The organism is Aurantiacibacter zhengii, from assembly GCF_003584125.1.
Classification (GTDB): domain Bacteria; phylum Pseudomonadota; class Alphaproteobacteria; order Sphingomonadales; family Sphingomonadaceae; genus Alteraurantiacibacter; species Alteraurantiacibacter zhengii.
On record NZ_QXFL01000007.1, the window covers coordinates 83,568 to 110,257 of the forward strand.

The 26,690-nt window shown below is 60.4% G+C and carries 28 protein-coding genes; 13 read left to right on the forward strand and 15 right to left on the reverse strand.

Translation table 11 applies throughout. The features are described from left to right. From D2V07_RS14625 to D2V07_RS14680, 12 genes are all read right to left on the reverse strand, one after another. Positions 1 to 267: a hypothetical protein gene (locus tag D2V07_RS14625; protein ID WP_119587692.1), complete on the reverse strand. Its 267-nt coding sequence runs from the start codon at positions 265 to 267 to the stop codon at positions 1 to 3. Between the two features lie 63 nt (positions 268 to 330). Further along, a complete protein-coding gene (locus D2V07_RS14630) occupies positions 331 to 666 on the reverse strand; it encodes a single-stranded DNA-binding protein (protein WP_119587693.1) in 336 nt (111 codons plus the stop codon). Positions 667 to 1,124: 458 nt separating this feature from the next. Then, positions 1,125 to 1,412: a hypothetical protein gene (locus D2V07_RS14635; RefSeq protein ID WP_119587694.1), complete on the reverse strand. Its 288-nt coding sequence runs from the start codon at positions 1,410 to 1,412 to the stop codon at positions 1,125 to 1,127. A gap of 97 nt (positions 1,413 to 1,509) precedes the next feature. Further along, positions 1,510 to 1,845, reverse strand: coding sequence for a type II toxin-antitoxin system Phd/YefM family antitoxin (locus tag D2V07_RS14640; protein WP_233548432.1), 336 nt, complete (start codon positions 1,843 to 1,845; stop codon positions 1,510 to 1,512). Positions 1,846 to 1,953: 108 nt separating this feature from the next. Further along, positions 1,954 to 2,229, reverse strand: a complete 276-nt coding sequence (locus D2V07_RS14645) for a hypothetical protein (protein ID WP_119587696.1) — start codon at positions 2,227 to 2,229, stop codon at positions 1,954 to 1,956. Positions 2,230 to 2,392: 163 nt separating this feature from the next. Next, the gene (locus tag D2V07_RS14650) at positions 2,393 to 2,887 is read right to left on the reverse strand and encodes a DUF736 domain-containing protein (RefSeq protein ID WP_119587697.1); all 495 of its coding nucleotides are present in this window, start codon (positions 2,885 to 2,887) and stop codon (positions 2,393 to 2,395) included. 170 nt (positions 2,888 to 3,057) lie between these two features. Then, positions 3,058 to 5,310, reverse strand: a complete 2,253-nt coding sequence (locus D2V07_RS14655) for a strawberry notch-like NTP hydrolase domain-containing protein (protein ID WP_407641603.1) — start codon at positions 5,308 to 5,310, stop codon at positions 3,058 to 3,060. Between the two features lie 64 nt (positions 5,311 to 5,374). Then, complete coding sequence (locus tag D2V07_RS19230) at positions 5,375 to 6,214, reverse strand: DUF7146 domain-containing protein (protein WP_119587698.1); 840 nt, start codon at positions 6,212 to 6,214, stop codon at positions 5,375 to 5,377. Between the two features lie 105 nt (positions 6,215 to 6,319). Then, positions 6,320 to 7,342, reverse strand: coding sequence for a CBASS cGAMP-activated phospholipase (locus D2V07_RS14665; RefSeq protein WP_119587699.1), 1,023 nt, complete (start codon positions 7,340 to 7,342; stop codon positions 6,320 to 6,322). Further along, the gene (locus D2V07_RS14670; RefSeq protein WP_147367014.1) at positions 7,339 to 7,725 is read right to left on the reverse strand and encodes a type II toxin-antitoxin system VapC family toxin; all 387 of its coding nucleotides are present in this window, start codon (positions 7,723 to 7,725) and stop codon (positions 7,339 to 7,341) included. The genes D2V07_RS14665 and D2V07_RS14670 overlap by 4 nt, the downstream gene beginning before the upstream one ends. A 77-nt stretch (positions 7,726 to 7,802) precedes the next feature. Next, positions 7,803 to 8,192 (reverse strand): hypothetical protein, encoded by a 390-nt coding sequence (locus D2V07_RS14675; protein ID WP_119587701.1) that lies wholly within the window; start codon positions 8,190 to 8,192, stop codon positions 7,803 to 7,805. Between the two features lie 72 nt (positions 8,193 to 8,264). Next, positions 8,265 to 9,554, reverse strand: coding sequence for a replication protein RepA (locus D2V07_RS14680; RefSeq protein ID WP_119587702.1), 1,290 nt, complete (start codon positions 9,552 to 9,554; stop codon positions 8,265 to 8,267). 521 nt (positions 9,555 to 10,075) lie between these two features. Here D2V07_RS14680 and D2V07_RS14685 point away from each other — a divergent pair. After that, positions 10,076 to 11,284, forward strand: coding sequence for an AAA family ATPase (locus tag D2V07_RS14685; RefSeq protein WP_119587703.1), 1,209 nt, complete (start codon positions 10,076 to 10,078; stop codon positions 11,282 to 11,284). 179 nt (positions 11,285 to 11,463) lie between these two features. After that, positions 11,464 to 12,447 (forward strand): ParB/RepB/Spo0J family partition protein, encoded by a 984-nt coding sequence (locus D2V07_RS14690; RefSeq protein ID WP_119587704.1) that lies wholly within the window; start codon positions 11,464 to 11,466, stop codon positions 12,445 to 12,447. Here the strand turns inward: D2V07_RS14690 and D2V07_RS14695 are convergent. After that, positions 12,444 to 13,412 (reverse strand): hypothetical protein, encoded by a 969-nt coding sequence (locus D2V07_RS14695; RefSeq protein WP_233548434.1) that lies wholly within the window; start codon positions 13,410 to 13,412, stop codon positions 12,444 to 12,446. The two genes, D2V07_RS14690 and D2V07_RS14695, sit on opposite strands and share 4 nt — an antisense overlap. Positions 13,413 to 13,704: 292 nt before the next feature. Between D2V07_RS14695 and D2V07_RS14700 the strand changes: the two genes are divergently transcribed. The 5 genes from D2V07_RS14700 to D2V07_RS14715 all read left to right on the forward strand — a co-directional run bounded on the left by D2V07_RS14700 (position 13,705) and on the right by D2V07_RS14715 (position 18,851). Then, the gene (locus D2V07_RS14700; protein ID WP_233548435.1) at positions 13,705 to 14,748 is read left to right on the forward strand and encodes a tyrosine-type recombinase/integrase; all 1,044 of its coding nucleotides are present in this window, start codon (positions 13,705 to 13,707) and stop codon (positions 14,746 to 14,748) included. A 322-nt stretch (positions 14,749 to 15,070) separates the two neighbouring features. Further along, positions 15,071 to 15,382, forward strand: coding sequence for a hypothetical protein (locus tag D2V07_RS18415; protein ID WP_147367015.1), 312 nt, complete (start codon positions 15,071 to 15,073; stop codon positions 15,380 to 15,382). Further along, positions 15,379 to 16,128, forward strand: a complete 750-nt coding sequence (locus D2V07_RS14705; RefSeq protein WP_119587707.1) for a ZIP family metal transporter — start codon at positions 15,379 to 15,381, stop codon at positions 16,126 to 16,128. The genes D2V07_RS18415 and D2V07_RS14705 overlap by 4 nt, the downstream gene beginning before the upstream one ends. A gap of 1 nt (position 16,129) precedes the next feature. Further along, a complete protein-coding gene (locus tag D2V07_RS14710) occupies positions 16,130 to 16,795 on the forward strand; it encodes an exopolysaccharide biosynthesis protein (RefSeq protein WP_233548436.1) in 666 nt (221 codons plus the stop codon). 85 nt (positions 16,796 to 16,880) lie between these two features. Further along, the gene (locus D2V07_RS14715) at positions 16,881 to 18,851 is read left to right on the forward strand and encodes a protein-L-isoaspartate(D-aspartate) O-methyltransferase (protein ID WP_233548437.1); all 1,971 of its coding nucleotides are present in this window, start codon (positions 16,881 to 16,883) and stop codon (positions 18,849 to 18,851) included. 2 nt (positions 18,852 to 18,853) lie between these two features. Here the strand turns inward: D2V07_RS14715 and fumC are convergent, their stop codons facing one another. After that, positions 18,854 to 20,236: a class II fumarate hydratase gene (gene fumC, locus D2V07_RS14720; RefSeq protein WP_119587708.1), complete on the reverse strand. Its 1,383-nt coding sequence runs from the start codon at positions 20,234 to 20,236 to the stop codon at positions 18,854 to 18,856. A 138-nt stretch (positions 20,237 to 20,374) separates the two neighbouring features. Here fumC and D2V07_RS14725 point away from each other — a divergent pair, with 138 nt between their 5' ends. Next, complete coding sequence (locus D2V07_RS14725; protein ID WP_119587709.1) at positions 20,375 to 21,094, forward strand: cytochrome c oxidase assembly protein; 720 nt, start codon at positions 20,375 to 20,377, stop codon at positions 21,092 to 21,094. Next, entirely contained in the window at positions 21,091 to 21,741 is a 651-nt protein-coding gene (locus D2V07_RS14730) for a cytochrome b (RefSeq protein ID WP_119587710.1), read from the forward strand. The genes D2V07_RS14725 and D2V07_RS14730 overlap by 4 nt, the downstream gene beginning before the upstream one ends. On the opposite strand, the gene D2V07_RS14735 is transcribed toward D2V07_RS14730, so the two are convergent. Next, positions 21,665 to 22,312: a c-type cytochrome gene (locus D2V07_RS14735; protein ID WP_158586852.1), complete on the reverse strand. Its 648-nt coding sequence runs from the start codon at positions 22,310 to 22,312 to the stop codon at positions 21,665 to 21,667. The two genes, D2V07_RS14730 and D2V07_RS14735, sit on opposite strands and share 77 nt — an antisense overlap. An 85-nt stretch (positions 22,313 to 22,397) precedes the next feature. Here D2V07_RS14735 and D2V07_RS14740 point away from each other — a divergent pair, with 85 nt between their 5' ends. Genes D2V07_RS14740 through D2V07_RS14755 form a run of 4 tightly spaced genes read left to right on the forward strand, consistent with a single transcriptional unit; the run spans position 22,398 to position 26,682 of the window. Further along, entirely contained in the window at positions 22,398 to 22,850 is a 453-nt protein-coding gene (locus D2V07_RS14740) for a c-type cytochrome (protein WP_147367017.1), read from the forward strand. Further along, positions 22,843 to 23,868: a cytochrome c oxidase subunit II gene (locus tag D2V07_RS14745; RefSeq protein WP_119587713.1), complete on the forward strand. Its 1,026-nt coding sequence runs from the start codon at positions 22,843 to 22,845 to the stop codon at positions 23,866 to 23,868. Before D2V07_RS14740 ends, D2V07_RS14745 begins: the two co-directional genes overlap by 8 nt. Continuing rightward, positions 23,865 to 26,402 carry a cbb3-type cytochrome c oxidase subunit I gene (locus tag D2V07_RS14750; RefSeq protein ID WP_119587714.1) on the forward strand — a complete coding sequence of 846 codons (2,538 nt, stop codon included), beginning with the start codon at positions 23,865 to 23,867 and terminating at the stop codon, positions 26,400 to 26,402. The genes D2V07_RS14745 and D2V07_RS14750 overlap by 4 nt, the downstream gene beginning before the upstream one ends. Further along, on the forward strand, positions 26,395 to 26,682 hold the full coding sequence (locus D2V07_RS14755) for a hypothetical protein (protein ID WP_119587715.1): 288 nt from the start codon (positions 26,395 to 26,397) through the stop codon (positions 26,680 to 26,682). Before D2V07_RS14750 ends, D2V07_RS14755 begins: the two co-directional genes overlap by 8 nt. Positions 26,683 to 26,690 lie beyond the last annotated feature (8 nt).

Here is a 26,690-nt window from a genome sequence, read left to right on the forward strand (position 1 = left end):
CTAGGCAGCACGAGCAAGCGAAGCGGCGATTTCGGCTCGTTGCGCCTCGAGCGTCGCGAGGTGATGGACGTAGATCGGCCCGAAGGCGATCGTTTCGGCTAGATCCTCGTCTGTCTCGAGGATGTCGAAAGCGGTGTTCCGGTCGAGTGCGTCGAGATCGATGGTCTCGAGCATGATCTCGCGCCGGGCGGCGAAGCGGGTGAGCTCGCCGAGTTTGCGTTCCGCGCGCGCGGCGTCGCGCTCGGCGAAAAGGCCGAAGTCCTTCATGGCATTTCTCCTGGGTGAGATGGTGCAAAGGGCGGCGCTTGCGCGCCGCCCCATCGGTGTCGGTCAGATGAACTCGACGTTTTCGGCGATGATCTCGCAGCCGTAGCGGTCGTTGCCGTCGGCATCCTGCCAGTGCGAGTAGTGGAGCCGGCCGGTGATCGCGAGCTGGTCGCCCTTCGCCTTGTGCTCACGGAGCGGGAGACCCATGCCGTTGAAGACGGTGATCTTGTGGAATTCGGCGTCGGTCTTCGTGTAGCCGGTCTCCGGATCCTTCTGGACGCGGCCGTCGCGGATGACGGGGCGCTCGGTGACCAGGAGCAGCTCGGTGACCTTGGTCTTGCTGCCGTCGCGGGCGATCGGATCCTTGGCCAGTCGGCCGACGAGGTTGACGGTGTTCATTTCAAAAGCCTCCTTCTGAGCCGACGGCTTGTCCGCCGGTGCCCTTATCGAGCCCCGGAAGGAGGGATGGGACACCGCGCACTCGTGCGCGGGAAACCTCGAAAATCGAGGTGGTGCGGGCAGCTCGCGAAGCGAGCAACACGGCTCGTATTTTCGCAGGTTGGCCCTAAGCCCGACCGGAGGGGCAGGGGCACTGGACGGCGGACACGCACTCGGCTTGGAGGTGCTGGGAAGCCTTGAACACAGTTCTCGTTGGTGACGCAGCTCCGAAAGCCTGCGGAAGTCAGACCCGGCTAGCTGCTTGGCCCCGGCCCCGTCTCAAGGATTGTGAAGCGCCGGGATCAGCGCCGCCACGATGCTTCGCTGTCCACGACCATCGCCAAGGCTATATCGTTGGGACAGGAGGGTGCCTGCGGAACCGGATGAACTTCGCCGCTGGTGTCTTGAAGACCGCTTTTTCAGGGTGCGCGGAAGACGATCGTTGGGGTCCTCCCGACCATTGCGGTGCCGATCGCCGCGGTAAGCTTCTTGGATGCCGGGTTGGCCCGCATGAGGGACCCATCGGACTGCGGGACGATGTCGGGCCCGGACCATTGGAAGACGTTGACCTCCTCGATCACGACGTCGCAGTCGTCGGGAAGTCCTAGCGCTGCGCGCTCGCGCGGATGAACGGGAACGCGCGCTCCGGTCGAGGAGCTGGAGATCGCCATGACCGAGACGATGTAGAGCCCGTCGATCGGTTTCACGCCGTAGATGTAGCAAGGCCGCGTCTTGGTGGCGTTTTCCTGGCCCTTGGCGTCCTCGCGGGCCCAGAGGTACCCGTAATCGATGATGGCGCCAGGTTCAGGCGGTCGCGGTCTCGCGTTCTGCCCGCTTGCGGTTTTGCTTGGGACGATCGGCGCCCGCGTCGCCGTCGTCTTCGTAGCTGTCCGGGGCTTCAGGGTGGAACGCCGGCGGCGCGGTGGTGATTTCTCCGATGACATCCTTCAGCTGCTCCGATTTCAGGGCACGCGCGAACAGCTTTCGAAGCGAGGTGTACTCGTCGACCGGCACCATGACGACGCGGACCTCTCCGTGGCGCTCGAGACCGATGGGTCTGCGGATCGCCTCGTCGTAATAGTAGCCGACCTTCTTCGAGAAAGCGGTCGTGGTGACGGTTTCTCCGTAGGCTTGTTTCATGTTCGTCTCCGCCTTCATCATCGCCAAGTTACCAGTGGGCCAGGCCCGTCGTCGTCGTCATTACCGTCATGCGGATAACGATCCGTATAATCCGGATAGTCCGGATTATCAAGAGAGATCGGGGAGATCGATGCGCGCGGCAAAGCCGATGGCGTTCGGGTCCGGCAACAGTACCGCGTTGATATCGTGAACGCTCCACACGGTGAGTTCTTCCCCGACGGCGAGTGAAAGACAGCGATGCGTCTCGACGAGGAGCGCATTCCAGATCTCCGCTTCGGCGATCGAACTTCCGTTGATCGCTGAGACGCAATCGAGCTCGCCTTCGCGAACGCGCCCGATAATGATGAAATTCGGCAGGCGCTGTGTCCTGGGCTGCTGGGGCACGGTCTGGTTCCTTCGATTGCCTGTCGCATACCCACCCTCTTTCCTTTGTCGGCGGCGCAGGAGGTGGCGGCAGTAAAAAGGCCCGCCCGCGGGGGATCGCGCGGACGGGCCTCGTGAGGGGCCGATGCGGGAGGGGTCGCACCGGCCCGGGGGGACGCTGTCGTCAGGCGTCGGCGGTCTCCTTCGCCTTGGCCTTGGTCTTCGGCGAGGGAGCCGTGCTCTCGCCCAGGCCGTCGCCGCCGGTGGTCGAACCGGCCTGCTCGGGCTCGCCGCCGGTCGCGGTCAGCGGCGGCAGGGTGTCTTCGCCTTCGCTGGCCATGCCGGGGAGCGTGCGCTTGCGCTGCGGACGGCGCCAGGCGACGTTGTAGGAGCCGTCTTCCTGGCGGAACATGGCGACGTCGATCGGCTTGTCGAGGCTGGGATCGTCGATCCGGCCCGAGAGGAACACCTCGCCGGTGTCGTTCGACGAGTATTCCCACAGCGCGCCGACCTTCACCCAGCTGCGGCGGTCGGCCGAGAGCGCCATCACGTCGAAGGCGGGGGCGCGCTCGTTGGTCGAGACGAACTCGCGCAGGGCGATGGTGGCGGCGAATGCCATGGTGACGATGCGGCCGATGTGAACGCCGTCGGCATTGGCCTTGAGGGTACCGATGTTCATGGGAAGTCTCCTGATGCTCTGTCCGAACCCCTTGTCCGGACCACTTCCCTTCATCCCTCCCCTCACCCGGGCGCAGCCCGGCAGCGCGCGAACGCGCGCAATCCGCACGAAGCCCCGGCAGGGGCCGTGCGTCGTCTCTTCAGGATCAATTCCTGTCGAAGCGGGTAAGTCTATCTTGCGCCTTCGAGTGCATGACCCAGCGTGATCGTCTGCCCGGAGGTCGAGATCTGGTAAGGCTCGCCCCTGCGCTCCTGAATGGTCGCCATATGGGCTCGAATCTGGTCTTCCAGATCGCTAGGGCAGGCGTCAGCGTAGGTGTCGTAGATGCCGATTTGCTGGTCTGTCAGATCGTGTTTCAGCACTTCGTATTCGACACCGGCGAAGCTGAGTGCGCGAGCCTGATAAAGACCCAAAGCCTTCAGATCGCGCGAGACGAGTTCCATTGCGGCTATTCCGCCCGAACGGATCTGGCTGATGAAGTCCTCGCGGTTGGAGAAGGCAGTGCCGGGACCCCACAGGCCGAGACGAACGGCATAGGCCAGATTGTTCACGTCCGATGCTCCGGTGGCAGAGGCGTAAAGGACGCGGGCATCCGGGAGGTGGTTCTGAAGGAGAACGCCTGCGATACCCTGCAGCGACCCTGCCTTGGCACCGCGGGCGCCCTCCCCGCCGGCGACGCCGCCCATTTCATGGCTCTCGTCGAATGCGATGACGCCTTCGAAGTCGGTGCCTGCCCAGTCGAGGAGTTGCTTCAGGCGGGTTGCGTCCTGGCGCTGGCTGCGCAGCGTCGGGTAGGTCACGAAAACGATGCCGTCGCGAAAAGGAAGTTCGTCATCGATCTTCCAGCTCGAAAGCGGTTGGATGTCCGCCGGAAGCCCGCCGATCGCGGACCAGTCGCGTCGGGCGTCTTCGAGAAGGCTTTCGTTCTTGGAGACCCAGATTGCCTGACGACGGCCCGCGAGCCAGTTGTCGAGGATGCAAGCGGCAACCTGCCGCCCCTTCCCCGCCCCGGTGCCATCGCCTAGGAAATAGCCCTTGCGATAGGCTCTGCCGTCTTCGGACAGCGAAAGCCCTACGCCTTCATCGGACGGGGTGAACTTGCCGGGGAGGAATTGCGTCCAGGCATTGCCGGCATAGATGATCGTCTCGAGCTGTGCCTCGGAGAGCTGTGCGTCTGTCAGGATGCGGTCGTGCAGACGCGGGACATAGTCCGGTACCGGGGCCGGAATCGAACCCATCGCGACGCTCTCGACCAGAGGCGTCGGGTGTTCGCGCGAGCCTTCGATATCGATGCGACTGGGCCGATAGGGAACGTAGACCCCTGATTGCGTACCGAGCGCGCGCGGCGCCTCGAGCTTGGCATATTCGACGGGGACGATCTCGCGGACCGAGATCTTGCGTTCGACCCGCGGCGTCGTCCGCGGCTTGGCGCGCATCGACTTGAAGAGGCTGGTCGCCTTCGGCTTGGGCTGCGGGGGCACTGACGTGCGCTCGGGGAGAACCGTCGCTCGTTTCACGATGGGAAGACAGTCTGCAAGTTCGCGGACGGTATCGCGCGCGATGATCGATGGTTTCGAGTTCCCTGGTGTCTTGTCGATCACCATCAAGCGCACGGCCACGCTGGTGCCCTGCTTGTGATAGCATTTCGCGAGCCTAGCGGAGGTCTGTACGGTGCAGTTCGTAAAGGTCTCCTCGTAGATCCGGATCATCTTGGCGCTGGTGGTGAACCAGTCGGGCATGATCGCCACGACCCGGCCGCCGGGACTGAGCTTCGAGAGCGCGGCCCGCAGATGGCGGACAGCGGCGTATTCATCGACGCCCCTGCCCTGCGAGCGGGAGAACGGGGGGTTCATGAGGATCAGCGTCGGCCGAAGTTCGGGCGCGGCCAGCGAGGTCAGCATGGCGCCGTCGAAGCCGGTGATGGTCGCACCAGCGAAAAGGAGTTTCAGCTTCTCGCGCCGGCGCGGATCGAGCTCGTTGAGGTGCAGTTCCTCGACGCTCGGCAACATGCTGACGAGAGACCCGTGGCCGGCACTCGGTTCGAGGACGATATCCCCGCTGCGAGGCTGCGCGGCGATCATCGCGAGGCCTGCAAGGTCTGCCGGGGTCGAAAACTGCTGGAAGCGGATCTGATCCTCGCTTCTGACAGTTTGGGTCGGCAGGGAGTCGACCAGGTCGGAGATCGAGGAAATGTCGGTGCGCTCAACGGGCCCGAGTTCGGTCAGGTGAAGTGCAAGCCCTGCTTCCAGTAGGTCGTAGGCATCGCGCTGGGTCCATGTCCCGTTCGCCGATGTGCAGCCGTGCAGCCCTTCCATCGTCTCGAAGAGCTTCTTTTTCGAAAGACGGGCATTGCCGATATCAGCAGCCACGGTTTCGATAGCGCCTTTGAGGCGCTGTTCGGAAATGTCGAAGAGGTCGGTCACGGTCTGCTCCTGATGCTGATCCGCAACCAATCCTCCCCCTCCCCTTCTCTGTTCTTCGAAGCCCCTATGCGCCGGTGTTTTCGTTGACCTCCGCCCAGTCGGCCGCGGCTCGTGGGGGCGGATCGCGAAGAACGCGGCGCTCCGGAGTCTCGTGCGCCGCGACGGCTGCAAGGGCCGCCAGCCTTCCTGCCCGGTTGTTGTCCTCGGCTATTACGAGAGTTGCCACCCCGTCCGGGATGCGGACCAGAGGCAATCGCTCGGCCCCCAGCGTGCTCCAGCACGGCGTGCCTTTCAGCTTTGTATATGCAGCGGCATCCTCCATGCTTTCCGCCAGAGCGAGTGTGGTGCCCTTCATGATTGGCGACCAGGCCGCCATGCCCGGTCGTCCGAGCATGTATTTACCCTTATGTGACAGTCCTCCCGGACCGAGCGCGATACGCTGGATAGCCTTGATCTTCACCCCTTCCCGCGCGGCCACAAGCAGGGCCGGCCTGAAGACGGCATTTGGCTTGCGGCCGAACGGACATCGTGCGTGATAACGCAAGTCTCTGAGGGACTGAGGAAGGTTGCGTGATCGCAGATAGGCTTCTGCAAGCGTTCCTTTGATTTCGGTAGCCTGGTCCCAGATGCGCCGCGCATTCTGCGTCGATGCACCCGTTCGGTACTCGGGCGTTGGCGAATTGAAGACCGGTCTGGTTCGTGAGAGTTCGCGAAGAACGTCTTCACTGCGACACCCGGCGAAGCAATGGACCAGTAGTCCGCGATTACCCTGCCGGATGGAAAGCGACGCCTTTTCGTCGGCATGGGCGGGACAGCGGCACATGGCATACGAACCGTGCCACCGCCCCTTCAAGCCGGCGACGAGATCAATGGTTTCCTTGGTAGGCTTGAGAGCGGTAAGCATGTGACATCAACCTTAAATCCATCCGCTCTCCCCCCTCCCCCTCCTCGGTCTAGGCGGCACTGAGGGGTTCGATATGGCAGGCCGGCCAGTCAGGATAATGTTGGATTACATGACCCATTCCGCCCTGCGGCCGAGCATGCCTCTCAGGCGACCGATATCGGAGCCGAGTTGATCTCGGATGCTTGCTGTCGCGAGGGCACTGAGTGTCTTTCGGCTCTGCTTATCGATCCGGTCGAGGCCTAGGTCTCGCATTTGATCCGGAGAAGCAATCGCATCAATGCGCAGATAATTCGAACCGAGCAGCGCGCGGCTTTCATTGAGAGCCAACCGTTGTTGCGCATCGAGAGTTAGTTCGAAAAGCCGCTTGGCACCTGTCACGTAGCCCGTTCCGGATGGCGGGCGGATGCGCCGGCCTGCAATGGTTTCGACCGTGCCAAGACTGAGGACATGGATATCCTCTCTGCGAAAGCCCGCTTGAAGGCCATCCGAAATGGCCAGGAGATCGGGCGCATTGGCAATGAGCCCGCCATCTACAAAATTCTCATCGCCGATAGCGTGTCCGGGGAAATAGGTCGGTGCGGCCGAAGTGGCGAGAGCGGCATCAACAAGCGTCAGGTTTTGATCGCTGGACGATGTGCGGAACACCGCCGCGTCATCGGTAGTCGCATTAACGCTGGGAATGAGGAGCGATGGGCCTGCGTCGGTCATTGTGAGTTTCTCGCCGGGGTCATTGAGAATCGTCTTGATTGTCTCTCTCAGGCCGTCATTCGAATATCGGTGGCGAAAAGCCGGTAGCGACAGGCGCGGAATCTTTAGACCCAATATCCGATTGGTCTTGGGAAAGATTGCGCTGCCGTGTTTTTCGAAAGACAGCCGCAATGAATGGGCTGGGATCCCCGCGGCCAAACCGATTGCAAGGATACCGCCGATCGAGGTTCCGGCGATCAGATCAAAGCATTCGCGAAGTTGTTTTCCGGCCCGTCGTTCAAGCTCTTCGAGCAGGATTGCGGTGTATAGCCCGCGATATCCTCCTCCGGACAGGCATAGCGCCTGATATCGCCCGCCAGCTTCGAATGGCCCGCCCTCGGGCATGACCAATTGATCTTCTGGATCCTGTCCTTTGGTCACGGATGTTCGACCAATAGCCGGGCGATCTTCTCGTGATAGGGCTGCGGAGCCTCTACAAGAGTACCGCTTCGCGCCAGCGCGGTCGCCACGACCATGCGACCGGTCGCCCCTAGCGGCACTTCGCGCTCGGGGTGACCTGAATTGCGAACGATGTATGGCAAGTCGGCGTCCGCTAGCTCGGCCCAGATGCGCGCGGCCTCGCCATCGAACGGCACCACGCCCTCATGCTCGCGGTTCTTGCCAGTGACGGTGGCCTCAATGCGCCGCAAAGCGCGCATCAGTTTCTCTCTCTCGGATGCCGACGAGAGCTTTCCGATATAGCGCTGAGCCTGCCCGATCGAAACGACGCTAATTTCCACCGATCCTGCCGGTGCGGTAGTCATCCATTGCGTGCCGGGAGATTGTTTGCCGAGGATGTCCAACAGGACTTGCGTCGAGAGCAGATACAGCACGCTGGCCGCTAAGCCTCTTCAGCCATCACTGCAGTTCCAAAGACAAGGCCCTCATCGTCGAGGGGATCCTGATCTTCCACCATTGCCACCTCGAGCGCTTCGAAACCCGACATTTCAAGCTGGTCGGCAAAGCTCATACTCTGGTGAACCGATTCAATGAGAGCGGCGAGACTATCGAGTGAAACCAAGACGTTTTGTGATCCGGCGGTTGCGACCAGTTGAACGCCCCCCTCGCTAACCTCGCGGTTGATGGCGCTGAACCGATCCCTGAATGCCCGGACCGCAAGAGGCTCGCCACCCGAAAGTCGACTTAAGGTCCCCATCAATGCGTCTTTGAGACGTGCGCTGTCTCGTACAGGCAGATCGCGAATAGCGGCAATCAGATCTATATTTGTCACGGCTATCTCCTTGGGAGAGGAAATAGCGCCGTGGCCACGCTTTGTCAATATGTGTGGCCACGAAGACGGGAGTCAGCAGGGCTTTCGGCGCTTGGCGTAGGAGGTCACGAAGCTTTCCCAAACTCTCAACCATTCCTTTTCTGTGCGCTTGCGCGAGACGTCGGGGAAGCCGCGTCGAAACTCCCCGGCCATCAAGTCGACATCCCAAGGCGCCCCTTTGTCCCGGCCGATTCTCAGGAACGCCTCTTCGCGTTTGCCATACTGAAGTGAGCCGCTCGGAAAAGCTAGCAAGTCTTCGACCGTCTGCTTTGCCGTATTCGGGCCTTTTGTCTTGGCCCCCTCCCCTCCCCGCTTCTTGCGAGGCTCCACGCCAACAAGGCGCAAGTGCGTGCCGACAAGTTTTTTCTCGAGCGGGGCGGGTGATGGATGAAGCACAACCTTGCGACCAGACACATCGATGTTGGCATTGGGGTAGACCGAAGAGACCAGTTGCATCGTCTCGCGGACGGTCTGCCTGAATCGCTTGCTGTCCGCTGCGTTGCCCAGATGCTTCGCAAGTTGATCCCAGGATATCGCCTGTCCGCGACCGGCGGTAACCCGCGGCAAGCGGTAGGCAAGATAAGTGTAGAGGTCGAGCGCCGTAGGCGTGCCCTTCAACTCGCGGATTGCGACCTCATTAAGCGGGACCGCGTGCTCTACCAGATGTTGGTAGAAGACTTCGGACATACGAATTTCGCGCGCGAAGGCACCGTCTTTGTCGAGCGAGCCCGCATATTCGTTGGAGATCTTTACGTCACGCACAGCGAAGGCGTTCTGGTCAGTTTCTCCTCCGTCCCAGCGAATTTGCCATTCGCAGGCGAGTAGGCGATCGACCTGTTGTTTCATGAGATTGGCCGTACCGCGGGGACCATACGAAATTGTCTGATAGCCGAGCCGCCGCATCCAGTCGGTGAAATTTCGACCAAGGAACACGTCGCGCGAACGCTGCTGCACTGCCTGAGAAAGAATATAGATAAGTGCGACGCGCGGGTAAGAGCCAAAGGGTACGCCAAGGCTCTTCATCACACGCTTGCCATCGACGTCCTGGAGAACCGGCCGGGGATTGATCGCCAATGCATAGCGTCCGTCTTCACGAATGATCGGCTCGAATTCGTTTTTCGGGCGCTTGGTCGGAAGAGACATCGCGCACAGCGCGGAATGCAAGAACGCGGGAACCGGTTCCTCGTCCTGTACTCGCAGAAATGCGTCAAGCGTCAGCTGCGTACCGGCATACTCTGCGAGCTCACGCACCTCGTCGGCCCCGCCGGAAAGCATGGCGAGTGCGTATTGGTGCCCGAGCGGTGTCCTGTCATCCTGCGTCATCGTCCCCTTCCCCGATTCGCCGGGTTGTGGTGCTGCGATCAACAACAGGGTTGGATCGGCAAATCAACCCTTTTGGCGATTTTTGCGCAATTCTGGCGGTCAAACCTGCAAATCCACCGATGATCTCGGGTCCGTTCGGCGTTCGCAGCGATCTTTCCGAAACGAAATCACAAAATGAAAACGATTTGCGAATCGGATTCGGAGAAGGAGATTCTTATTAAGTAGGTATGTGCTCCGAGATCATCGGTTCGAAAGCACCGAGATCATTGTATTTTGGCACCTAGGTCATCGGTTGCGCTCGCAGATCATCGGTACTTGTCCACAAGTACCCCACCCTGCCCTACCCGCGGGTTTGTGCCGCCGAAAGAGCTCGCAGATCATCGGTCATTCGCAAACCCGATGCTAGTTCCGGCCCAAATGGCTCGGAGATCATCGGTAAGGTTGTAGGTATTTTGGCCAAGTCGTTGCCGAAATCTTCAACTGGGTCTATTTCTTTCCGAGACTTCCAACGAGGACAGCAGATGGCGACCCAAATTTCTGACACAGCGAGCTCGGAGAACACGGCGACCGATGATCTCCGTTCCCTTCACCGTAAGTCGTTGGCGATCCTTAAACGGCTGCAGACGCACGCTATGGATCCCGAGACCGGTGAAAAAGCTGGCCCCACCTATTCCATCTCTAAGGCTGCCGAACTGGTCGATCGGACCGCCTCGGCGATACGCGAGGCCGAACGCGATGGCCGGCTGCCTGAACGCGAGCGAACACCTTCGGGTCATCGCCTGCCCTATAATCTTGCCGAGCTCGATCACATGCGGGAGGTCTTCGACACCCGGCCTTGGCGAGAGCCTGAGGATATGCCGGCCATCATTTCGGTATCGAACTTCAAGGGCGGTGTCGGCAAATCCACGATTGCCGTGCATCTGGCCCAGCATTTTTCAATAAAGGGTTATCGAACGCTGCTGGTGGATTGTGACAGCCAGGCAAGTTCGACCATGATGTTCGGTTACCGGCCCGATATTGATCTCGGCGAGAATGATACTCTTTACGGACACTTCCATGACCCGGAATTGCTCGGTGTGCGTTCGATCATCCGCAAGACGCATTTTCATGGCCTCGATCTGCTTCCGTCAAACTTGAAGCTGTACAATCTGGAATATGAAATCGCGGCGCATCTCGCGCAGACCCGAAGCTTCGACGTAATCGATCTTATCTCGCAAGCTATCGGTGAAGTGGTGCACGACTATGACGTTGTGATCATGGACCCACCGCCAGCCTTGGGCATGGTTTCCATGGCAGTCTTGCAGGCCGCAAACGCGATGGTGATTCCAATGCCGCCGAGCGTGATCGACTTCTCGTCGACGGTCTCCTTCGTCGACATGGCCCGAACCACGATGGAGCAACTTGAGCAGCTTGGGGGTAGGGCGCGCCCCGCCTATAATTTTATCCGCGTCGTTGCGAGCCGCGTCGACGAGAACAAGTCGATGCATCGCGAATTGCTGGCTATGATGCGTGATGTTTTTGGCGGCTCGATGCTCACATCGATCATGCCGACCAGCGCGGAAATCGACAATGCGAGCTCTCGTCTGAAAACAGTTTTCGAGCTCGATCGACCGGTGACTTCGCGTGACGTGCACATGCGCTGCCTCAAATATCTCACCGCGGTTTGCGACGACATTGAGCATGATGTTGTCGCGTCTTGGGCGAGTCGGTCCGGGGAGGGCGCGATCTGATGTTGCCACGTGGCAAATTGCGAGGAATAGATTGTATAACAAGGGGTTGTTGTTACCCTCCCACAAATCGAAACGGATTGTCTTCGGTGCTCTTGCGCGCGGAAATCGATCAATTGCGGGCCAGCGTTGCCACGTGGCAACAAGCTCCCCGCGCGGCGATAAAGTAAGGAGATTAAGCCATGGCAAAGGGCAACAAAGGGTTCAGCTCATTGCTAACCGACTCGCTCGACGAAGAGATCGAAGAGGGGGAGGCGGCCCCTGCGCGGAGCATTATGGCGAGCCGGAGTGAGGCGCTCAACCGACTGGCCTCGGGCAAGGTTGTGACCGATCGAACGGAATTCGTCGATCCCGGCCGCTGCAGGCCCTGGCGGCTGCACAACCGCGATCTCGATCATCTTACCGAAGAAAGCTGCCGTGACCTCATCGGCGCCTTTCTTTCTGCCAAGAAGCAGCGCATCCCAGCTATTGTGCGCCGGTTGCGTGATGATCCGGACCACGACTACGAGATCATCGCCGGGGTGCGCCGCTGGTGGACCGTGCAATGGTTGCGCGAGCACAACCACCCTGAGTTTGACTATTTGGTCACGGTCCAGCAGCTCACTGACGAAGAGGCTTTCCGGGTCTCCGATGTCGAGAACCGCTCGCGCAAGGACATCACCGATTGGGAGCGGGCGCACGAATATGAAGCTGCGCTGGAGGAGTTCTACGAGGGCTCGCTCACCCAGATGGCCGAGCACCTCAATATCTCAAAATCTTGGCTAAGCCGGATGCTCAATGTCGCGCGTCTCCCCAGCGAAATCGTTTCGGCCTTCTCCGACCGGCACGACATCACTGTCCGGATAGCGCGCGATCTCAAGCCACTGGCAAATGATCAGCGCGCGCGAAAAGCAATGGAGGCCGAGGCGGTCGCCTTAGTCGCGGATAGGGAAGGGGGGGCGGAACCACTGAGCGGCCCCGAAATCGCCAAGCGCCTCCTCAAGGCCACGGTGGCTCCCGCCAAACCTGCGAGGAAAGAGAAGGCGGAGACGATCAAATCCAAAGAAGGTCGGCCAATGCTAACGGTGAACCGGCCTGCAAAGGGGGAGGGTGTGACGATAAAAGTGCTACCAGGTTCCGGAGCAGGCAAGGACGAGTTGATCTTGGCGATCGGGAAGGTTCTTTAGCTAGGCCGGGAACTCTGGACGTTCTGCAGAAGCGTATCGATCTCTTCCATTTCCTTGTCGAAGTCCGCCAGCACCGTATCGAGCTCCTCGGTTCGTCGGGGAGGGGAGGGCGGTCGGCCGCGCGGGGGGGAGACCATACCCAGAGCGATCCCCATATCTGGCGTGACGTAAAGACGCCAGCTGTTCCGGCCCGAAACCTCAACGAGAAGGCGGTGTGCGGCAGCACGCGCAAGCAGCTTTCCCGCACCCGAGAGCGTAATCTCGAATGTGTCCGCAATCAGCCGCGCCGTCACCAGCGGCTGCGAAAGGACAAGTTTGCCCAGATCACGCAAGAGTCCCGGGCGGCTTTCCTCTGCAAGTACAGCAGCAAAGTTCAGGCGCCAGCCCTCAAGCCGATCGAGACGCTTCAGGCCGTCGGCGGCAGTGCTGCGCAACGCCTTCAGCAGCCGCTTGAGCTGGCGCTCTCGCGGGCCGTGCAGGGTCCGTAGCGAGAGGTCGCCTATGACGAGGCAAGGTAGAGCGCTTGCGACCACATTCATGCTGGCCAGCAGCTGGGGAAAGCAGAGCCACGGACGAGGCGAGGGGTCCTGGCGCGTCCAGATGTCGAGCAAGGTCAGCGCACGGATGAGGGGAGGGGCCTTGCTCCAGGTGTCCGGCGGGTCGAAGCTGAAGGGCAGGCCCTCGCGCCAGTGACGCACAGTCGCCCGATCAAAAGAATGCTTCCACTCACCAAATGCATCGAACGGTCGGCCCGCCGTGGCAACGGAGGGGCGCCCGGCTATCGGAACTCCCGTTGCTTGAGAAAATACGTCGATTTCATCGATCTCGTATCGCTGCAGTTGCAGCGCCGTGCTATAGCCCTTCCAGACCGTCCGATTTCGCCATGGCTGAGCGACAGGACTGGCGGAAATCCGCGCATCCAGCCTGCCGATAGCTGCCATAGCTTCGCCGAACAGGCCCGCCACTCCGGCCGTCCAGGCGATCGAGGAGAGGGGAAGTGCCGGCCGGCTCATGGCACGAAAGTAGACTGAAACGCACACGCGAGTCCACAATGCAGAATGACTAGTGTTGATAAGGCCTGCTTATCAACACTAGACAAGGGAGCTTAATCCACGCAAATCGCCAGAGATGGCTTCCGAAATCGCTCCGAACAGGGTTCCAGCGCTAGTGTCGAACGGACTTGCCGATCGCGAGAGCGAGCCCGTGATCGCGACGGTCGCCGCGCTCGCCGACGCTGGTACGGCAATCGATCCGGCCATGATCGACGCGGCGGCGCGCGCTTGGTCGGCCAATACAAAACGCGCGTTCCTGTCGGATCGTGCGTTCTGGAACGCATGGTGCCGGGTAAATGGAGTTCGGGCGCCGGAAGCGGACGCGCGACTGGTTACGGATTGGGTGAGGGCGCTTGGTGGCTTGGAAACCGAGCGCCGGCTGCGCGCCCCGATCAAGAAACGCGCGCCCGCGACGATCGCGCGCTATCTCGTCCATGTCGGGATGGCCTATAGGATGGCGGGGCTGACCGATCCGACCGCAGCACCGCTGGTAAAGCTCGAATTGAAGGCCATGCGCCGTGCGCGTGGCACCCGCCAGCGCCAGGCGAAGGGAATCCGCTACAAGGGCGATATCGCCGATCTCGACGGTCCGGCATTGGGCGTGTGCTTGGCACATCTTCTCAAATCCTGTCGGCGCGACTGGCTGGGCCTGCGCGATGCGGCGCTGCTGCGGGTCGCTTACGACACCGCCTGTCGACGTTCCGAGCTGGTGGCGATCGAGATCGATCATATCGAGGCGGGCGAGGGCGGGGCAGGGGTGCTGTTCATCCCCTCGAGCAAGACCGATGCCGAAGGGGAGGGGGCTTATGCCTATCTGTCCCTGGCGACGATGCAAGCGATCCGCGCCTGGAAAAAGGCGACAGATATCCGCTCGGGACCGCTGCTGCGAAGGGTGGAGTTGCATTTCGACGGGTCGGTCAGCCGGGTCGGCAATCGTCCGCTGCATCCCAACAGCATCACGCTGATATACCGTAGGATGGTGCGCGCGGCGCATGCGAAAGGACTGCTGGGCGAAATGAGCGAACAACGGCTAGAGCGTTGGGTGAGCGACATCTCGAGCCATTCGATCAGGGTCGGGGTGGCTCAAGACAATTTTGCGGCGGGGGAGGGGCTGCCCGCGATCATGCAAGCCTATCGCTGGCGCGATCCAGCAACGGTAATGCGCTATGGGGCTAGGCTCGCCGCGCAAAGCGGAGCCAGCGCGCGCCTCGCAAAGCGGTTCTCATCACATGAGTCGGGCGACCGTTAACGCTCGGCAAGGTGATTTCGTCGCCGCTTTTCGGGCGGCCATCAAACAAGAACGATGTCGGCTTTGCGCCCCATTTTGGCCATTCGGACAGTTACGACGTTTCGACAAAAGCTGCCGTTCGTTGAGATCGGCGCTGATGGTAGCTAGGCGCGCCAATTCCGGACCTTCGGTTGTTCTGCCCTTGAAAAATGCCATTAACTCAGCGAGGCATCGAAGGCCGCGGGCGCCCCCGAATGCTGGTCAATTGGGTCCATTCAAGCCAAGTCCCAAAGGGCACTTTGCAGACATCCGAATTCGCTCCAGCCTCGGAGTCAGCTCCGAAATGATCAATGTTGGCGGAACTCCGGCGGTCAAGCGCAATTCAATCACCATGAGTGTGCTTGAGCGCGAAGGTGTCTGGCGGCGCGATCAGACGAACTATCTAGGATCATCTCCTAAAGGTGGTGCTGACGGCGTGGGCGATCTGAATAGCGTCGGTGCGAGCATTCTTTCCGGTATGAAGCAGGGCATCGACAGCTCCTTCCTATCTCGCGTCTTCGCATTACCCATGAGAGATTTCAGTTATCGCATAGCGCATTATCGCGAGACTGAACTGCGGAGTGGCTCGATCGACTGCGCTCTTCGCTTACCATGAATGGCGGCGAGATCGGCCTTGGGACCATCCTGCTACTGTCGCTGCTTCCGGTGGCGGGAAATCTGATTGGCGTAGCACTTGCCGAATGGAAGAAGCCCCCAGACTGGTTAACGGGCGGCGCATTGCATGCAGCCGCCGGGATAGGCACCGCGGTTGCAACCGTTGAACTGATCCCGCGTGGGCAGGAACGGATCGAGATATGGATGCTTGCCGCAGCGATACTCGCCGGTGGGATCGTCGCCATCGGCCTCGCCCGACTGACGCGCTACGCGAAAGCCAAACTCGCCAACAAACCCGTGCGCGCGACGACGTGGGGCGCTTTTGCCGCAGTGGGCATCGATCTGCTGAGTGATGGTCTGATGACAGGTAGCGGCGGAGCCGTATCGGCCAATCTGGGGCTGCTGCTGGCCCTGTCGCAGGTGCTGGGGAACCTGCCGGGCGGTTTCGCGGTGGCAGCCGGTTTTCGCTCAGCCAACGTTGATCGCGGCGAGCGGTTGCGGGCCATGGCTCTGTACCCTTTCTTGCCCGTTATTGGCGCCCTTATCGGGTTCTTACTGTTGAAAGATGCAGGTGACATGCTGATAGGCGTCACCCTGGCGGTTTTCGGCGGTCTGCTGCTTACAGCGACTGTCGAGGACATCGTGCCCGAAGCCGACGAGCGGGGGGCTCCGCGGCGTATTTCCAGCCCATCCTTCGCAGCGGGATTTGCCCTGCTACTGCTGATGTCGGCCTATCTAGGAGGATAATGTGAACGAGGAGAAAGTCGATGCTGCACTCGGGAGTGCTTCCGAGGAAGTGCATTCGGTCTGCGATATCCTCAATCGCTTGCGCGAGACCGCAGACGAGCATGACAGGGTAACCGTTGGCCATGTGCTCGATGCAATCGGTGATCGGTCTTACGGCCCCGCCCTGCTTATCCCTGCGCTTATTGAAGTAACTCCTGTTGGCGGAATTCCCGGCGTACCGACCTTCCTTGCCCTGATCATCGCGCTGACTGCCGCGCAGTTGCTGTTTGACAGGGATCATCTCTGGTTACCCGGTTTCATTCAGAAGCGATCGGTGTCCGGAGCGAAACTACACAAGTCTGTGGATAAGCTGGACGGCATAGCGCACAAGCTCGACAAATGGTTTCACGGCCGGCTGCCGCGCTTCGTCAAACAACCATGGCCGCGTATCGCTGCCATCGCGATCATAATCTTGTGCTGCACGGTGCCACCACTCGAATTCCTGCCCTTCGCCAGCACAGCCCCGATGCTGGCGATCGCCGCCTTCGGATTGGCCTTGCTGGTGCGCGACGGGTTGCTGATGCTCGTCGCGCTTGGCTTCAGCATCCTGTCGCTCGCGCTTGACGCTGATCTGCTTACCGCAGGCGGACTCTTCGGGGGCGAGGGCGGAGATAACTCGCAAAGCTGATTGCGTGGTCGAACGTTGCAGGTTCGCGGGAACACCACGCGGGGCTCGTTCGCTTTCTCTTTGCAGGAATTGAAGGAGCAAGCCCGTGAACAACCTCTCCGAAAGCCCGGCTATCGCGATGGTCGAGCGGCAACTGGCCGCTCGCGGTGTCGATGATGATGCGATCCTATCCGCTTTCCGCAAGGTGCCGAGAGAGGAATTCGTCCCGGAAGACCTGCGGGAATTCGCCTACGACGATGCCCCCCTGCCGATCGGAGAGGGGCAAACGATCAGCCAGCCCTTCATCGTTGCCTGCATGATCGACGCTGCCGAGATTGCTTCGGGCCACCGCGTCCTGGAGGTCGGGGCAGGCTCCGGCTACGCCGCTGCGGTCATGTCATGCATCGCGGGCGAAGTGCACGCGGTGGAAAGGCACGAGAAACTGGCGCGAGAGGCCGCGTCTCGTATTGGGCGCCTTGGTTACGACAACTGCACGATCATCGCAGGCGACGGGATGGCGGGGCTGCCGGCTGAAGCGCCCTTCGATGCGATCCTGGTCGCTGCCCGCATCGGGCAAGTACCCGACGCGCTGAAACATCAGTTGAAGGTGGGCGGCAGGCTGATCGTTCCCGTTGGCGGCGATGATATCCAGCAATTGCGTTGCATTACCCGCATTGCGCAAGACGGTTGGGAAAGTCACGATATCACGCCTGTTCGTTTCGTCCCCTTGCTGGAAGGCGTGGTGCCGGAGGACGGGGCGCGCGCATCGTCGGATCACCGCCCGGCGCGTGACATGTCCACCCCCGAACTGATCGCGGCGAATTGCACACCCTTGCCGGATATCGACGATCCGCAGTTTGCCGCCGCGTTCGATAAATTCGCCGACAAGCGCATCGTCATGCTGGGCGAATGCAGCCATGGCACGCATGATTTCTATGCGGCGCGTGCGGCCATAACCCGGCATCTGGTAGACAATCACGGTTTCAACATTGTCGCGGTTGAAGGCGACTGGCCCGATGCCGCTGCCTATAACAAGTTCATTCGTGGCGAAGAACTGCGGCAAGATCAGGAAAGTCCCTTCCAGCGATTTCCCGGCTGGATGTGGCGCAACACCGTTATGCCCGGAATCCTGAGGGCATTGCGGGAAATCAATGCAGGTCGCGACGAGGACGCGATGGTCGGTTTCTACGGGCTCGACATCTACAATATGGCAAGCTCGATAGAGGCGGTTCTCGCTTATCTCGACGAGCATGATCCTGACTCCGCTGTCGTCGCTCGCGAACGTTATGGCTGCCTCACACCCTGGCAGGCGGATCCTGCTACCTATGGCCGCGTTTCGCTCAGTAAAGGTTATGCCGAATGTGAAGAGGACGTGGTGAAACAGTGCAACGAGATGCTGCGCCGTTCGCTGGCGGACAATTCAGGTGCATTCTCCGCGGCGATGAATGCGCGACTGGTCGCGTCAGCCGAGAAATACTACCGCGTCATGTATTACGGTGGCAGCGAAAGCTGGAACCTGCGCGATAGCCACATGGCGGACACGCTCGGGCATCTGCTCGAAAATCGGGGAGAAAATGCGAAGGCCGTTGTATGGGCCCACAACAGCCATATCGGCGATGCCCGCGCCACCGATATGGGTGCGGTCCGCGGAGAGCATAATATAGGCCAGTTGGCGCGCGAACGCTGGGGCGACGATGTCGCCCTGATTGGCTTCGGAACGCATGGTGGCACGGTCAGTGCTGCCAACGACTGGGATGGAGAGCGTGAGACCATGCGCGTCAACCCCTCGCGCCGGGACAGCTATGAACGGCTGTGTCACGACAGTGGTGTCGAGCGATTTTTACTCGACCTGACAGGCGAAGGAGAGCTTTCCAGACGATTGCTGGCCCCTCAACTGGAGCGCTTCATAGGTGTGATCTACCGACCGCAAACCGAACGCTGGAGCCACTACAGCGACGCGGCTCTGCCGCGCCAGTTCGACGCCTATTGCTGGTTCGATGAAACTCGCGCGCTGGAGCCGCTGGGCAAAGGTGAGCCACACCAGGGCGTTGCTGAAACCTTCCCGTTCGGCGTCTGACCTCAGGTCATATCCTCCGGCTTCACGACGCGGTCGAATGTCTCTGCATCGACCAGCTCGAGGTCCAGCGCTGCCTCGCGCAGGGTCGTGTTGAGGTCATGCGCGTGCTTCGCGATTTTCGCGGCATTGTCGTAACCGATTTCCGGTGCCAGAGCCGTTACCAGCATCAGCGACTGGTCCACCAGTTCGGCAATCCGTTCGCGGTTTGGCTCCATGCCTTCGACACAGCGTTCGGCGAAGCTGTCCACTCCGGTCGAAAGGAGTTCGATCGAGCGGATGACGTTCGCGCCGATCATGGGCTTGAACACGTTAAGCTCGAACGCGCCCTGCATTCCCCCGATCGACACAGCGTGGTGATTGCCGAGGACTTGCGCGGCCACCATCGTCAGCATTTCGCATTGGGTCGGGTTGACCTTGCCGGGCATGATGGAACTGCCCGGCTCATTCGCAGGTAGCGTCAGCTCACCCAAACCCGATCGCGGTCCGGAACCGAGCCAGCGAATATCGTTGCCGATCTTGGTGAGGGAGACCGACAGATTGCTGAGACCGGATGAAAGCCGCACCAGTGGATCGTTGGATGCCAGCGCCTCGAACTTGTTCGGTGCCGTGGTGAATTCATGACCCGATATCGCCGAAATCTCGTCAGCCATGGCCGATCCGAAACCATCGGGAGCGTTAAGGCCGGTGCCGACTGCGGTAGCCCCCTGCGCCAGTGGGCGAACACCTTTGCTGGCGAAGCGAATAGCCTCGGCATTGTCGCGTAACTGGGCGACATAGGCAGAGAATTCCTGCCCCAGGGTCACCGGTGTTGCATCCTGCAAATGCGTGCGCCCGATCTTCACGATATCGCACCAGGCTCGCGCCTTGGCGTCAAGTGCTCCGGTCAGCCGGTCGAGTGCCGGGAAGAAATCCGATTCCAGCATCACCGTCGCAGCAATATGCAGCGCCGTTGGGAAGGTATCGTTGCTGGACTGGCTCTTGTTGACGTGATCGTTGGGGTGAACAGGCTGGGTGCCACCGCGTTCGCCAGTCAGGATTTCGTTGGCTCTACCCGCGATCACCTCGTTGGCGTTCATGTTCGATTGCGTACCGCTCCCGGTTTGCCAGATGACCAGGGGAAATTGGTCGTCATGCTTCCCGTCGATGACTTCCTGCGCCGCGCTTTCAATCGCGTCGGCTGTCGCAGGTTCAAGTCCATGCCGCCGATTGACCCGCGCAGCCGCCAGCTTGACGATGGCCAGACCGCGCACGATCAACAACGGCATCCGTTCCTTCTCGGCGAAGGGAAAGTTGGCGATGCTGCGCTGTGTCTGCGCGCCCCAGTAGGCATCGGCGGGCACCGCGATCTGGCCCAGGCTATCGCTTTCTGTTCGTGTCTGTTTCATAGTCTGATCCAACGCCTGACTTACTCATCGGGATCCATTATTTGCCAATAGAGGCTTCCGCCTGCGGAACCTGATTGGAAAAGTATCCGGAACGCGGTCGGGTCCGTCAGGTTTGTATAAGCGAAAGGGAGGCAATCCTTGCACCACTGGACGCCATATTGCGGTGAAGCACCCCTGCCGGGCGAGTGGGCGACGCACTGGAATTTCGCTCCCGAACTGCTGATCGGTTTGCTGCTCCTGTCCGTCGCGACCTATCTATACCGCCAGCGATTGCGTATCATTCCGGCAACAAGCGCAATTGCCCTCATAGCGTTCATTTTCGTCAGTCCTTTTTGCGCTCTTGGCTCTGCCCTGTTCACAGTGCGGATCGTCCACGACATATTGCTGGCCGTCCTGCTTGCGCCACTACTGGTCGCCGCCTTGCGGCTCGATCAGATGAACATTCCCGGCTCACTGACGATCTGGACCATCGTCCACGCCATAACATTCTGGCTGTGGCATGCGCCTGCACTCTACGCGCTGGCCATGAGCAGCGATCTTGCATTCTGGGCCATGCAGGTCTCGATCACGGCAACGGCCGCAATTTGGTGGGCCAGGATCATTCGTGCGCCAGCGCCCGGGGCCACCACTGCTTTGCTCGCCACGATGGTGGCCGTGGGCGCTCTAGGTGCCTTGCTGACCTTTTCCGGGACTGCGCTGTACGCCCCGCACTGGATGACAACGCAGATCTGGGGCATGACGCCACTGGAAGACCAGCAGATCGCCGGCATTATCATGTGGGCCCCAGCAAGCCTGATCTATCTTCTTGCTGCGATGGCGATCCTTTACCGATCCCTCGATCAAAGGCAGCCGGCATGAGGCTGCATCGCCACGTTCGCGAATGGGCAGTAAGTTATACCGAGGGCGGCAAATATTCGCCTGTCGGTATCTGGTTCCACTGGATCATGGCGGGACTGGTGCTGTTTCAATTGGGGCTGGGCTGGATCATGTCCCGCTACCAGGTTGGCGGAAACAAGCTGGCGATTTACGAACTGCACAGTGAACTGGGACTGACGATCCTGCTGCTTGCGATTTTGCGGTTCGCGTGGCGCCTGTTCATACCCGACCCGATTAACGATGCCGATAGTCCGGGCTGGCAAAGCACCGCAGCACATCTGACGACATACCTGTTCTATGCCCTTTTCGCGCTACTGCCGTTGAGCGGGTGGGCGATGTGGTCAGCTATACAACCGGTCGAACCGCTTACTATCGCGGGCTTGATTGCAGTTCCTCCCATGCCATTCCACACCCTGGCGCCCGTGTGGCAATTTCAGGTTCTTACATGGGCAGAAAGCCTTCATCTGTGGGGCGTGATCGGCCTGGCGTTGCTGGTGCCCTTGCACGTGGGCGCTGCGCTGAAGCATCACTTCTGGGACAGGGACGACGTGGTTAGAGGCATTCTGCCCGAGATCCAGGACGACCAGTCGGCCCCAGACCATACGCAATATACTCCGAAAGCGGGGTGATCTCGTCCTCATGCAAGGCTGCGGCGGCATCGTGCATCACGCCTTGCGGATCGCCATACCGTTCGCCCGAACGCCAGCGGCTCAATTGCTCAGCGTGATAGGCGGCGCTCTGCCCGACAAGAGACGGATTGCCCTGGCCCACTCCGGTCCCGTCTGTCCCATGGCAGGATGCGCATGATGCAAGGTCACGCGATGGATCGCCTTGCTGATAGATCCGACCCGCCTCCACTGAAGGGCAGGTCCCTCCTGCATCGGGGTCGCCTGAAACATCGGCGGTCACGCTATCTGCCACGGGTATGTCCATGTCAGCATAATAGTGCGCGACGGCCAGCCGTTCCTCGCTGGACAGCCTGTCAGCCAGCCAGCTCATCTGCGGATGCTGGCGTTGCCCGTCTGCATAAAATCCAAGCTGGCGAACGATATACCCGGGATCCATTCCAGCGATGCGAGGGACGAGGTCACCATTCCCGCCTCCATCCAGGCCATGGCAGGTGTGACACGCAGCTTGTGGTCCTGCATCGCTTCCGGATAGCGCGATCAGCTCTCCGCTATCGTCGAACCGGTCATCCACAGGTGACAAGTTGCATGATGCAAGCAACAAGGCCGCCAGAAGGGGCGTCCATGCCGACGAACTGTGAGTGGAGGATCGGGGCGACATGAATTACGGGAACGAAGTAGGCGCTTGTCAGGTTCCCGTCAGGATGGGGAGAATGGTTTCATCGGATCGCGGCAAAGCCATTGTTGCCACGGTATTGGCGTTGGGCGCGTCGAGCGTCGTTTCAGGTTGCAAGGATCCGGTGCAGACACGGTACGAACCCAGCGATGCCGCGAAATCACGCGGGCTTGTCGCAATCGAAAAGACCGGCTGTGGTTCCTGCCATGAAATCCCCGGCGTGGAATGGCCCAGGGGACGACTGGGACCGTCATTGGCCGGTTTCGACGATGTAGGCTTGATTGCAGGCAAACTTCCGAACCGGCCAGGATTGCTTGCCGCCTTCATACGCAATGCCCCTGCGATAAAACCCGGTTCGACCATGCCACCGATGCCGGTGACCGATGCAGAAGCGCAGGACGTCGCCTCCTACCTGTATGGCTTAGACAGTGATTGAGGCGGTCTGGGGATGGCCGCCGCCGGTCCTCGATCCGGCAGGCCCGTATTCGGCGCAGGTGACGACCTTGTCTTGGGCGTTGTTCGCTCTCGGCGTGTTCGTAACCGGCGTGGTGGTCGTAGCATTATGGGTGGCGATCAAGGGGCCGCCCAATTGGAAGGCAAACCTGGGCGGAGAACGCGCTATTTGGATAGGCGGGGTGGCCTTTCCAGGCGTGGTGCTGACTGCGCTGTTGATCTGGGGCCTGACCCTGACGGCCAGCCTAACCGAACCGATCCGAGGAGACGAGATGCGGATCCGCGTAACGGGCGAAATGTGGTGGTTTCGCGTCGAATATCTCGATCCTGACGGGGCGGTGATGATGGTAGATGCGAACGAGATACACATCCCCGTCGATACGCCCGTGGTGCTCGAACTGGAATCCGCCGATGTGATCCACAGCTTCTGGGTTCCGCACCTGTCGGGCAAGAAGGACATGATCCCCGGCCGCCGGACCTTGCTGCGGATTGAGGCTGATCGCGCAGGCGAATTTGGCGGGGTATGTGCAGAATACTGCGGTGGGCAGCATGCGTTGATGGGCTTCATCGCCGTGGTGCACGAGCCTGCTGCCTGGCAGTCATGGCTCGCGGACCGGATGGATACGCTGGCCAATGCCGCAGAGCCCGTTGCGCAGGAATCGCAGCGCTATCCCGGTGACGCAGATCTCTATCCAACAGAGGCCGAGTACCTGGAACGCTACGACGCGCGCCGCGGTTACGACCTGTTCATGGAAACAGGGTGCGCAGCCTGTCACCGCATTGCCGGGTCCGAAGCCAACGGACTGGCAGGCCCGGACCTTACCCATATTGCGTCGCGCCGTTCGCTGGGGGCGGGCATACTTCCGAACCATCGCGGCACGCTGATCGGCTGGATAGGTGACAGCCAGTCGATCAAGCCGGGCAATCGCATGCCAAGCTACGACAGACTGTCCGCCGAAGACCTTGGCCATATCGCCGCATTCCTGGAACTGCAGAAATGAAGTCGGAGACGGGATTCGATCACGCGCTTTACGAGCGTTTCCCGACCGACAAGCGCCCCGATAGCGAAGTCGACGCACTGAACGAGATCTGGAAAGCTCCTACGGGCTGGAGACGGCTGACCGCAGTCAACAACAACTACGTCGGCTTCTGGTACGTCGTCACGGCATTCGGTTTCTTCCTTGCAGCAGGCATCCTCGCGCTGGGTATGCGGGTGCAACTCGCCGCGCCGATGCAGGATTTTCTTGGCGTCGATACCTATAACCAGTTCTTCACGATGCATGGCACCGTGATGATGTTCCTGTTCGCCGTGCCCATGGTGGAAGCTATCGGCATCATGCTTTTGCCGCAGATGCTTGCGGCAAGAGACCTGCCTTTTCCGCGACTTTCCGCCTTCGCGTTCTGGGCATATTTCGTCGGCGGAACGATGTTCTTCATGTCGCTGTTCGTCGGCCTTGCGCCCGATGGCGGCTGGTTCATGTATCCGCCGCTGACATCCATTGCCTTCAGTCCGGACATCAATACAGATTTCTGGCTTCTGGGTATCGGGTTCATCGAGATTTCCGCCATTGCCGGGGCGATAGAAATCATCGTGGGCGTGCTGCGCACCCGCGCGCCGGGCATGACGTTGGACAAGATGCCGATGTTTGCCTGGGCCATGCTGGTGTTCGCGGTCATGATCGTGGTGGCATTCCCCAGCGTGATCCTGTGCACCATGCTGCTGGAGATCGAACGTGCGTTCAATTGGCCGTTTTTCGACGCGACGCGTGGTGGCGATCCCATGCTGTGGCAGCACCTTTTCTGGTTTTTCGGCCATCCGGAGGTTTACATCATCTTCATCCCCGCGGCGGGCCTGATGTCGATGATGGTGTCCACTGTCGCGCGAACCAAGTTGATCGGCTACCGGCTGAACGTGCTGGCCCTGGTGGCAACCGGCTTCATCAGTTTCGGTGTATGGGCGCACCACATGTTCACGACAGACATGCCCAGGGTCTCCGCAGGCTATTTCTCGGCGGCCAGCATGGCGGTGAGTTTACCCGCCGGCATTCAGGTGTTCTGCTGGATAGCGACCCTCGCCAGTGGAACAATCAAATGGACAACACCGGCGTTGTTTGTTGTCGGCAGCGTAGTGGTTTTTACCATGGGCGGGCTGACCGGTGTGATGGTGGGCATGGTGCCCTTCGACTGGCAGGCGCACGATACCTATTTCATCGTCGCCCACCTGCATTACGTCCTCATCGGCGGAATGGTCTTTCCCATGTTTGCCGCCTTCTACCACTGGCATGGCATGACAAGCAGCAAGGCCCTTTCCGAACGGGTAGGCAAATGGGTGTTCGGTCTGATGTTCACGGGGTTGCACATCACTTTCCTGCCGATGCACCTGACCGGGCTCATGGGAATGCCGCGCCGGGTCTATACCTATCTGCCCGGCCGAGATCTCGACCTGCTTAACATGATTTCGACCATCGGTGCGTTCGTGATGGCCGCTGGCGTCCTGCTATTCGTGATCGACTGTGCGCGAAGGTTTCGTTTCACCGTGCATGATGATGCAGGCAACCTTTACAATGGCGGCACACTGGAATGGCTGCCGACCGGGCTTTATTCAACGCGTTCGATCCCGCTTGTGCGATCGCGTGACCCGTTATGGGATCAGCCGGGACTGTCGCAGGAAGTCGCGGACGGTCGGTATTTCCTGCCCAACTCGGCCACAGGCCAACGTGAAACGCTGATTACCTCGCCGGTGATGGCAGAACCACAGTATGTCCAGCTGATGCCCGGCCCTTCTGCCTGGCCAGTGTCGGCAGCGGTTTTTACGGCGGGGTTCTTCCTCTCGCTCACTGTGCAGGCATATCCCTTTGCAATCTTCTGCGGGATCGTTGCCGTGTTGAGCACCTTGCGCTGGCTGTGGGAGACCGATCGCCCGATCAAGCAGGAAACAGCTGAAATCGGCGGAGGTATCGAAGTGCCTATCGCGATCACGGGATCCAGCAGTCATGGCTGGTGGGCCTTGAACACACTGATGGTGGTCATCGGCATGATTGGTTTCATGGGCGTGTTCGCGTATCTTTATCTCTACGGTATCAATCCCGAAGTGTGGAGCGCCCCGCCGCCACTAGGGCAAACCGTGCTGATTTTGACCATGGAGGGCCTGGCATTTGTGGCGGCATGGGGCGGCAGGCGGTTGCTTGCCACGAAGGAAGGCCGTCTCGCCGAGGATTTACCATGGATGATGGAGGCGCTGGCCGTCGGATTGCTGGCTGGCGCTCTCTACTTCGATATCACTGGATGGCTGGAAACGGGCCTCGCGCCTACCATGAACGGTATGGGTGCCACCGTCTTCATGCTCATGGTGCTTCAGGCGCAGGTGGTGACGGTGGCAATCATTATGGCCGCCTACCTCGCCTTCCGTGAAGCGCGCGGAATCATGACCACGCCGACCAATGTAACCATGGATGTGGTGGCACGATTTATCGGCTTTTGCGCGCTGCAAGGCCTGGTCTTTACGGCAGTCACCAGGTTCTTCCCCGGTGGTTGAGCCAGGCGACCCGATCGAGCGGCGAGGCGAGTACCGTACGCTGATCGCTGCCTTCGCGATCTGGGCAGTACATTTCACGACTTGCTATGGTGCGGTGCTGGTGTTTCCCGAACAACAGATTGCGCGCTGGATCGCGATTGTCGCCATGATCGCTGCCGCAGGAGCCTTGGTCGGATGGGGTCTGCGGCTCGGCAAGCCGCGATCCCCATTCGCGTTGGGAGCGCTCGGTCTGGCAATGTCGGGAGTTGTCTTCGGCACTTTCCCAGCCTTCGTGGGTTAATTTTCTTG

Bases quoted from the DNA above. Each gene is read 5' to 3' on its own strand.
- D2V07_RS14625 (WP_119587692.1), bottom strand. From the start codon at position 267: ATGAAGGACTTCGGCCTTTTCGCCGAGCGCGACGCCGCGCGCGCGGAA.
- D2V07_RS14630 (WP_119587693.1), bottom strand. From the start codon at position 666: ATGAACACCGTCAACCTCGTCGGCCGACTGGCCAAGGATCCGATCGCC.
- D2V07_RS14640 (WP_233548432.1), bottom strand. From the start codon at position 1,845: ATGAAACAAGCCTACGGAGAAACCGTCACCACGACCGCTTTCTCGAAG.
- D2V07_RS14650 (WP_119587697.1), bottom strand. From the start codon at position 2,887: ATGAACATCGGTACCCTCAAGGCCAATGCCGACGGCGTTCACATCGGC.
- D2V07_RS19230 (WP_119587698.1), bottom strand. From the start codon at position 6,214: ATGCTTACCGCTCTCAAGCCTACCAAGGAAACCATTGATCTCGTCGCC.
- D2V07_RS14670 (WP_147367014.1), bottom strand. From the start codon at position 7,725: ATGACTACCGCACCGGCAGGATCGGTGGAAATTAGCGTCGTTTCGATC.
- D2V07_RS14680 (WP_119587702.1), bottom strand. From the start codon at position 9,554: ATGACGCAGGATGACAGGACACCGCTCGGGCACCAATACGCACTCGCC.
- D2V07_RS14685 (WP_119587703.1), top strand. From the start codon at position 10,076: ATGGCGACCCAAATTTCTGACACAGCGAGCTCGGAGAACACGGCGACC.
- D2V07_RS14690 (WP_119587704.1), top strand. From the start codon at position 11,464: ATGGCAAAGGGCAACAAAGGGTTCAGCTCATTGCTAACCGACTCGCTC.
- D2V07_RS14700 (WP_233548435.1), top strand. From the start codon at position 13,705: ATGATCGACGCGGCGGCGCGCGCTTGGTCGGCCAATACAAAACGCGCG.
- D2V07_RS18415 (WP_147367015.1), top strand. From the start codon at position 15,071: ATGATCAATGTTGGCGGAACTCCGGCGGTCAAGCGCAATTCAATCACC.
- D2V07_RS14705 (WP_119587707.1), top strand. From the start codon at position 15,379: ATGAATGGCGGCGAGATCGGCCTTGGGACCATCCTGCTACTGTCGCTG.
- fumC (WP_119587708.1), bottom strand. From the start codon at position 20,236: ATGAAACAGACACGAACAGAAAGCGATAGCCTGGGCCAGATCGCGGTG.
- D2V07_RS14730 (WP_119587710.1), top strand. From the start codon at position 21,091: ATGAGGCTGCATCGCCACGTTCGCGAATGGGCAGTAAGTTATACCGAG.
- D2V07_RS14740 (WP_147367017.1), top strand. From the start codon at position 22,398: ATGAATTACGGGAACGAAGTAGGCGCTTGTCAGGTTCCCGTCAGGATG.
- D2V07_RS14750 (WP_119587714.1), top strand. From the start codon at position 23,865: ATGAAGTCGGAGACGGGATTCGATCACGCGCTTTACGAGCGTTTCCCG.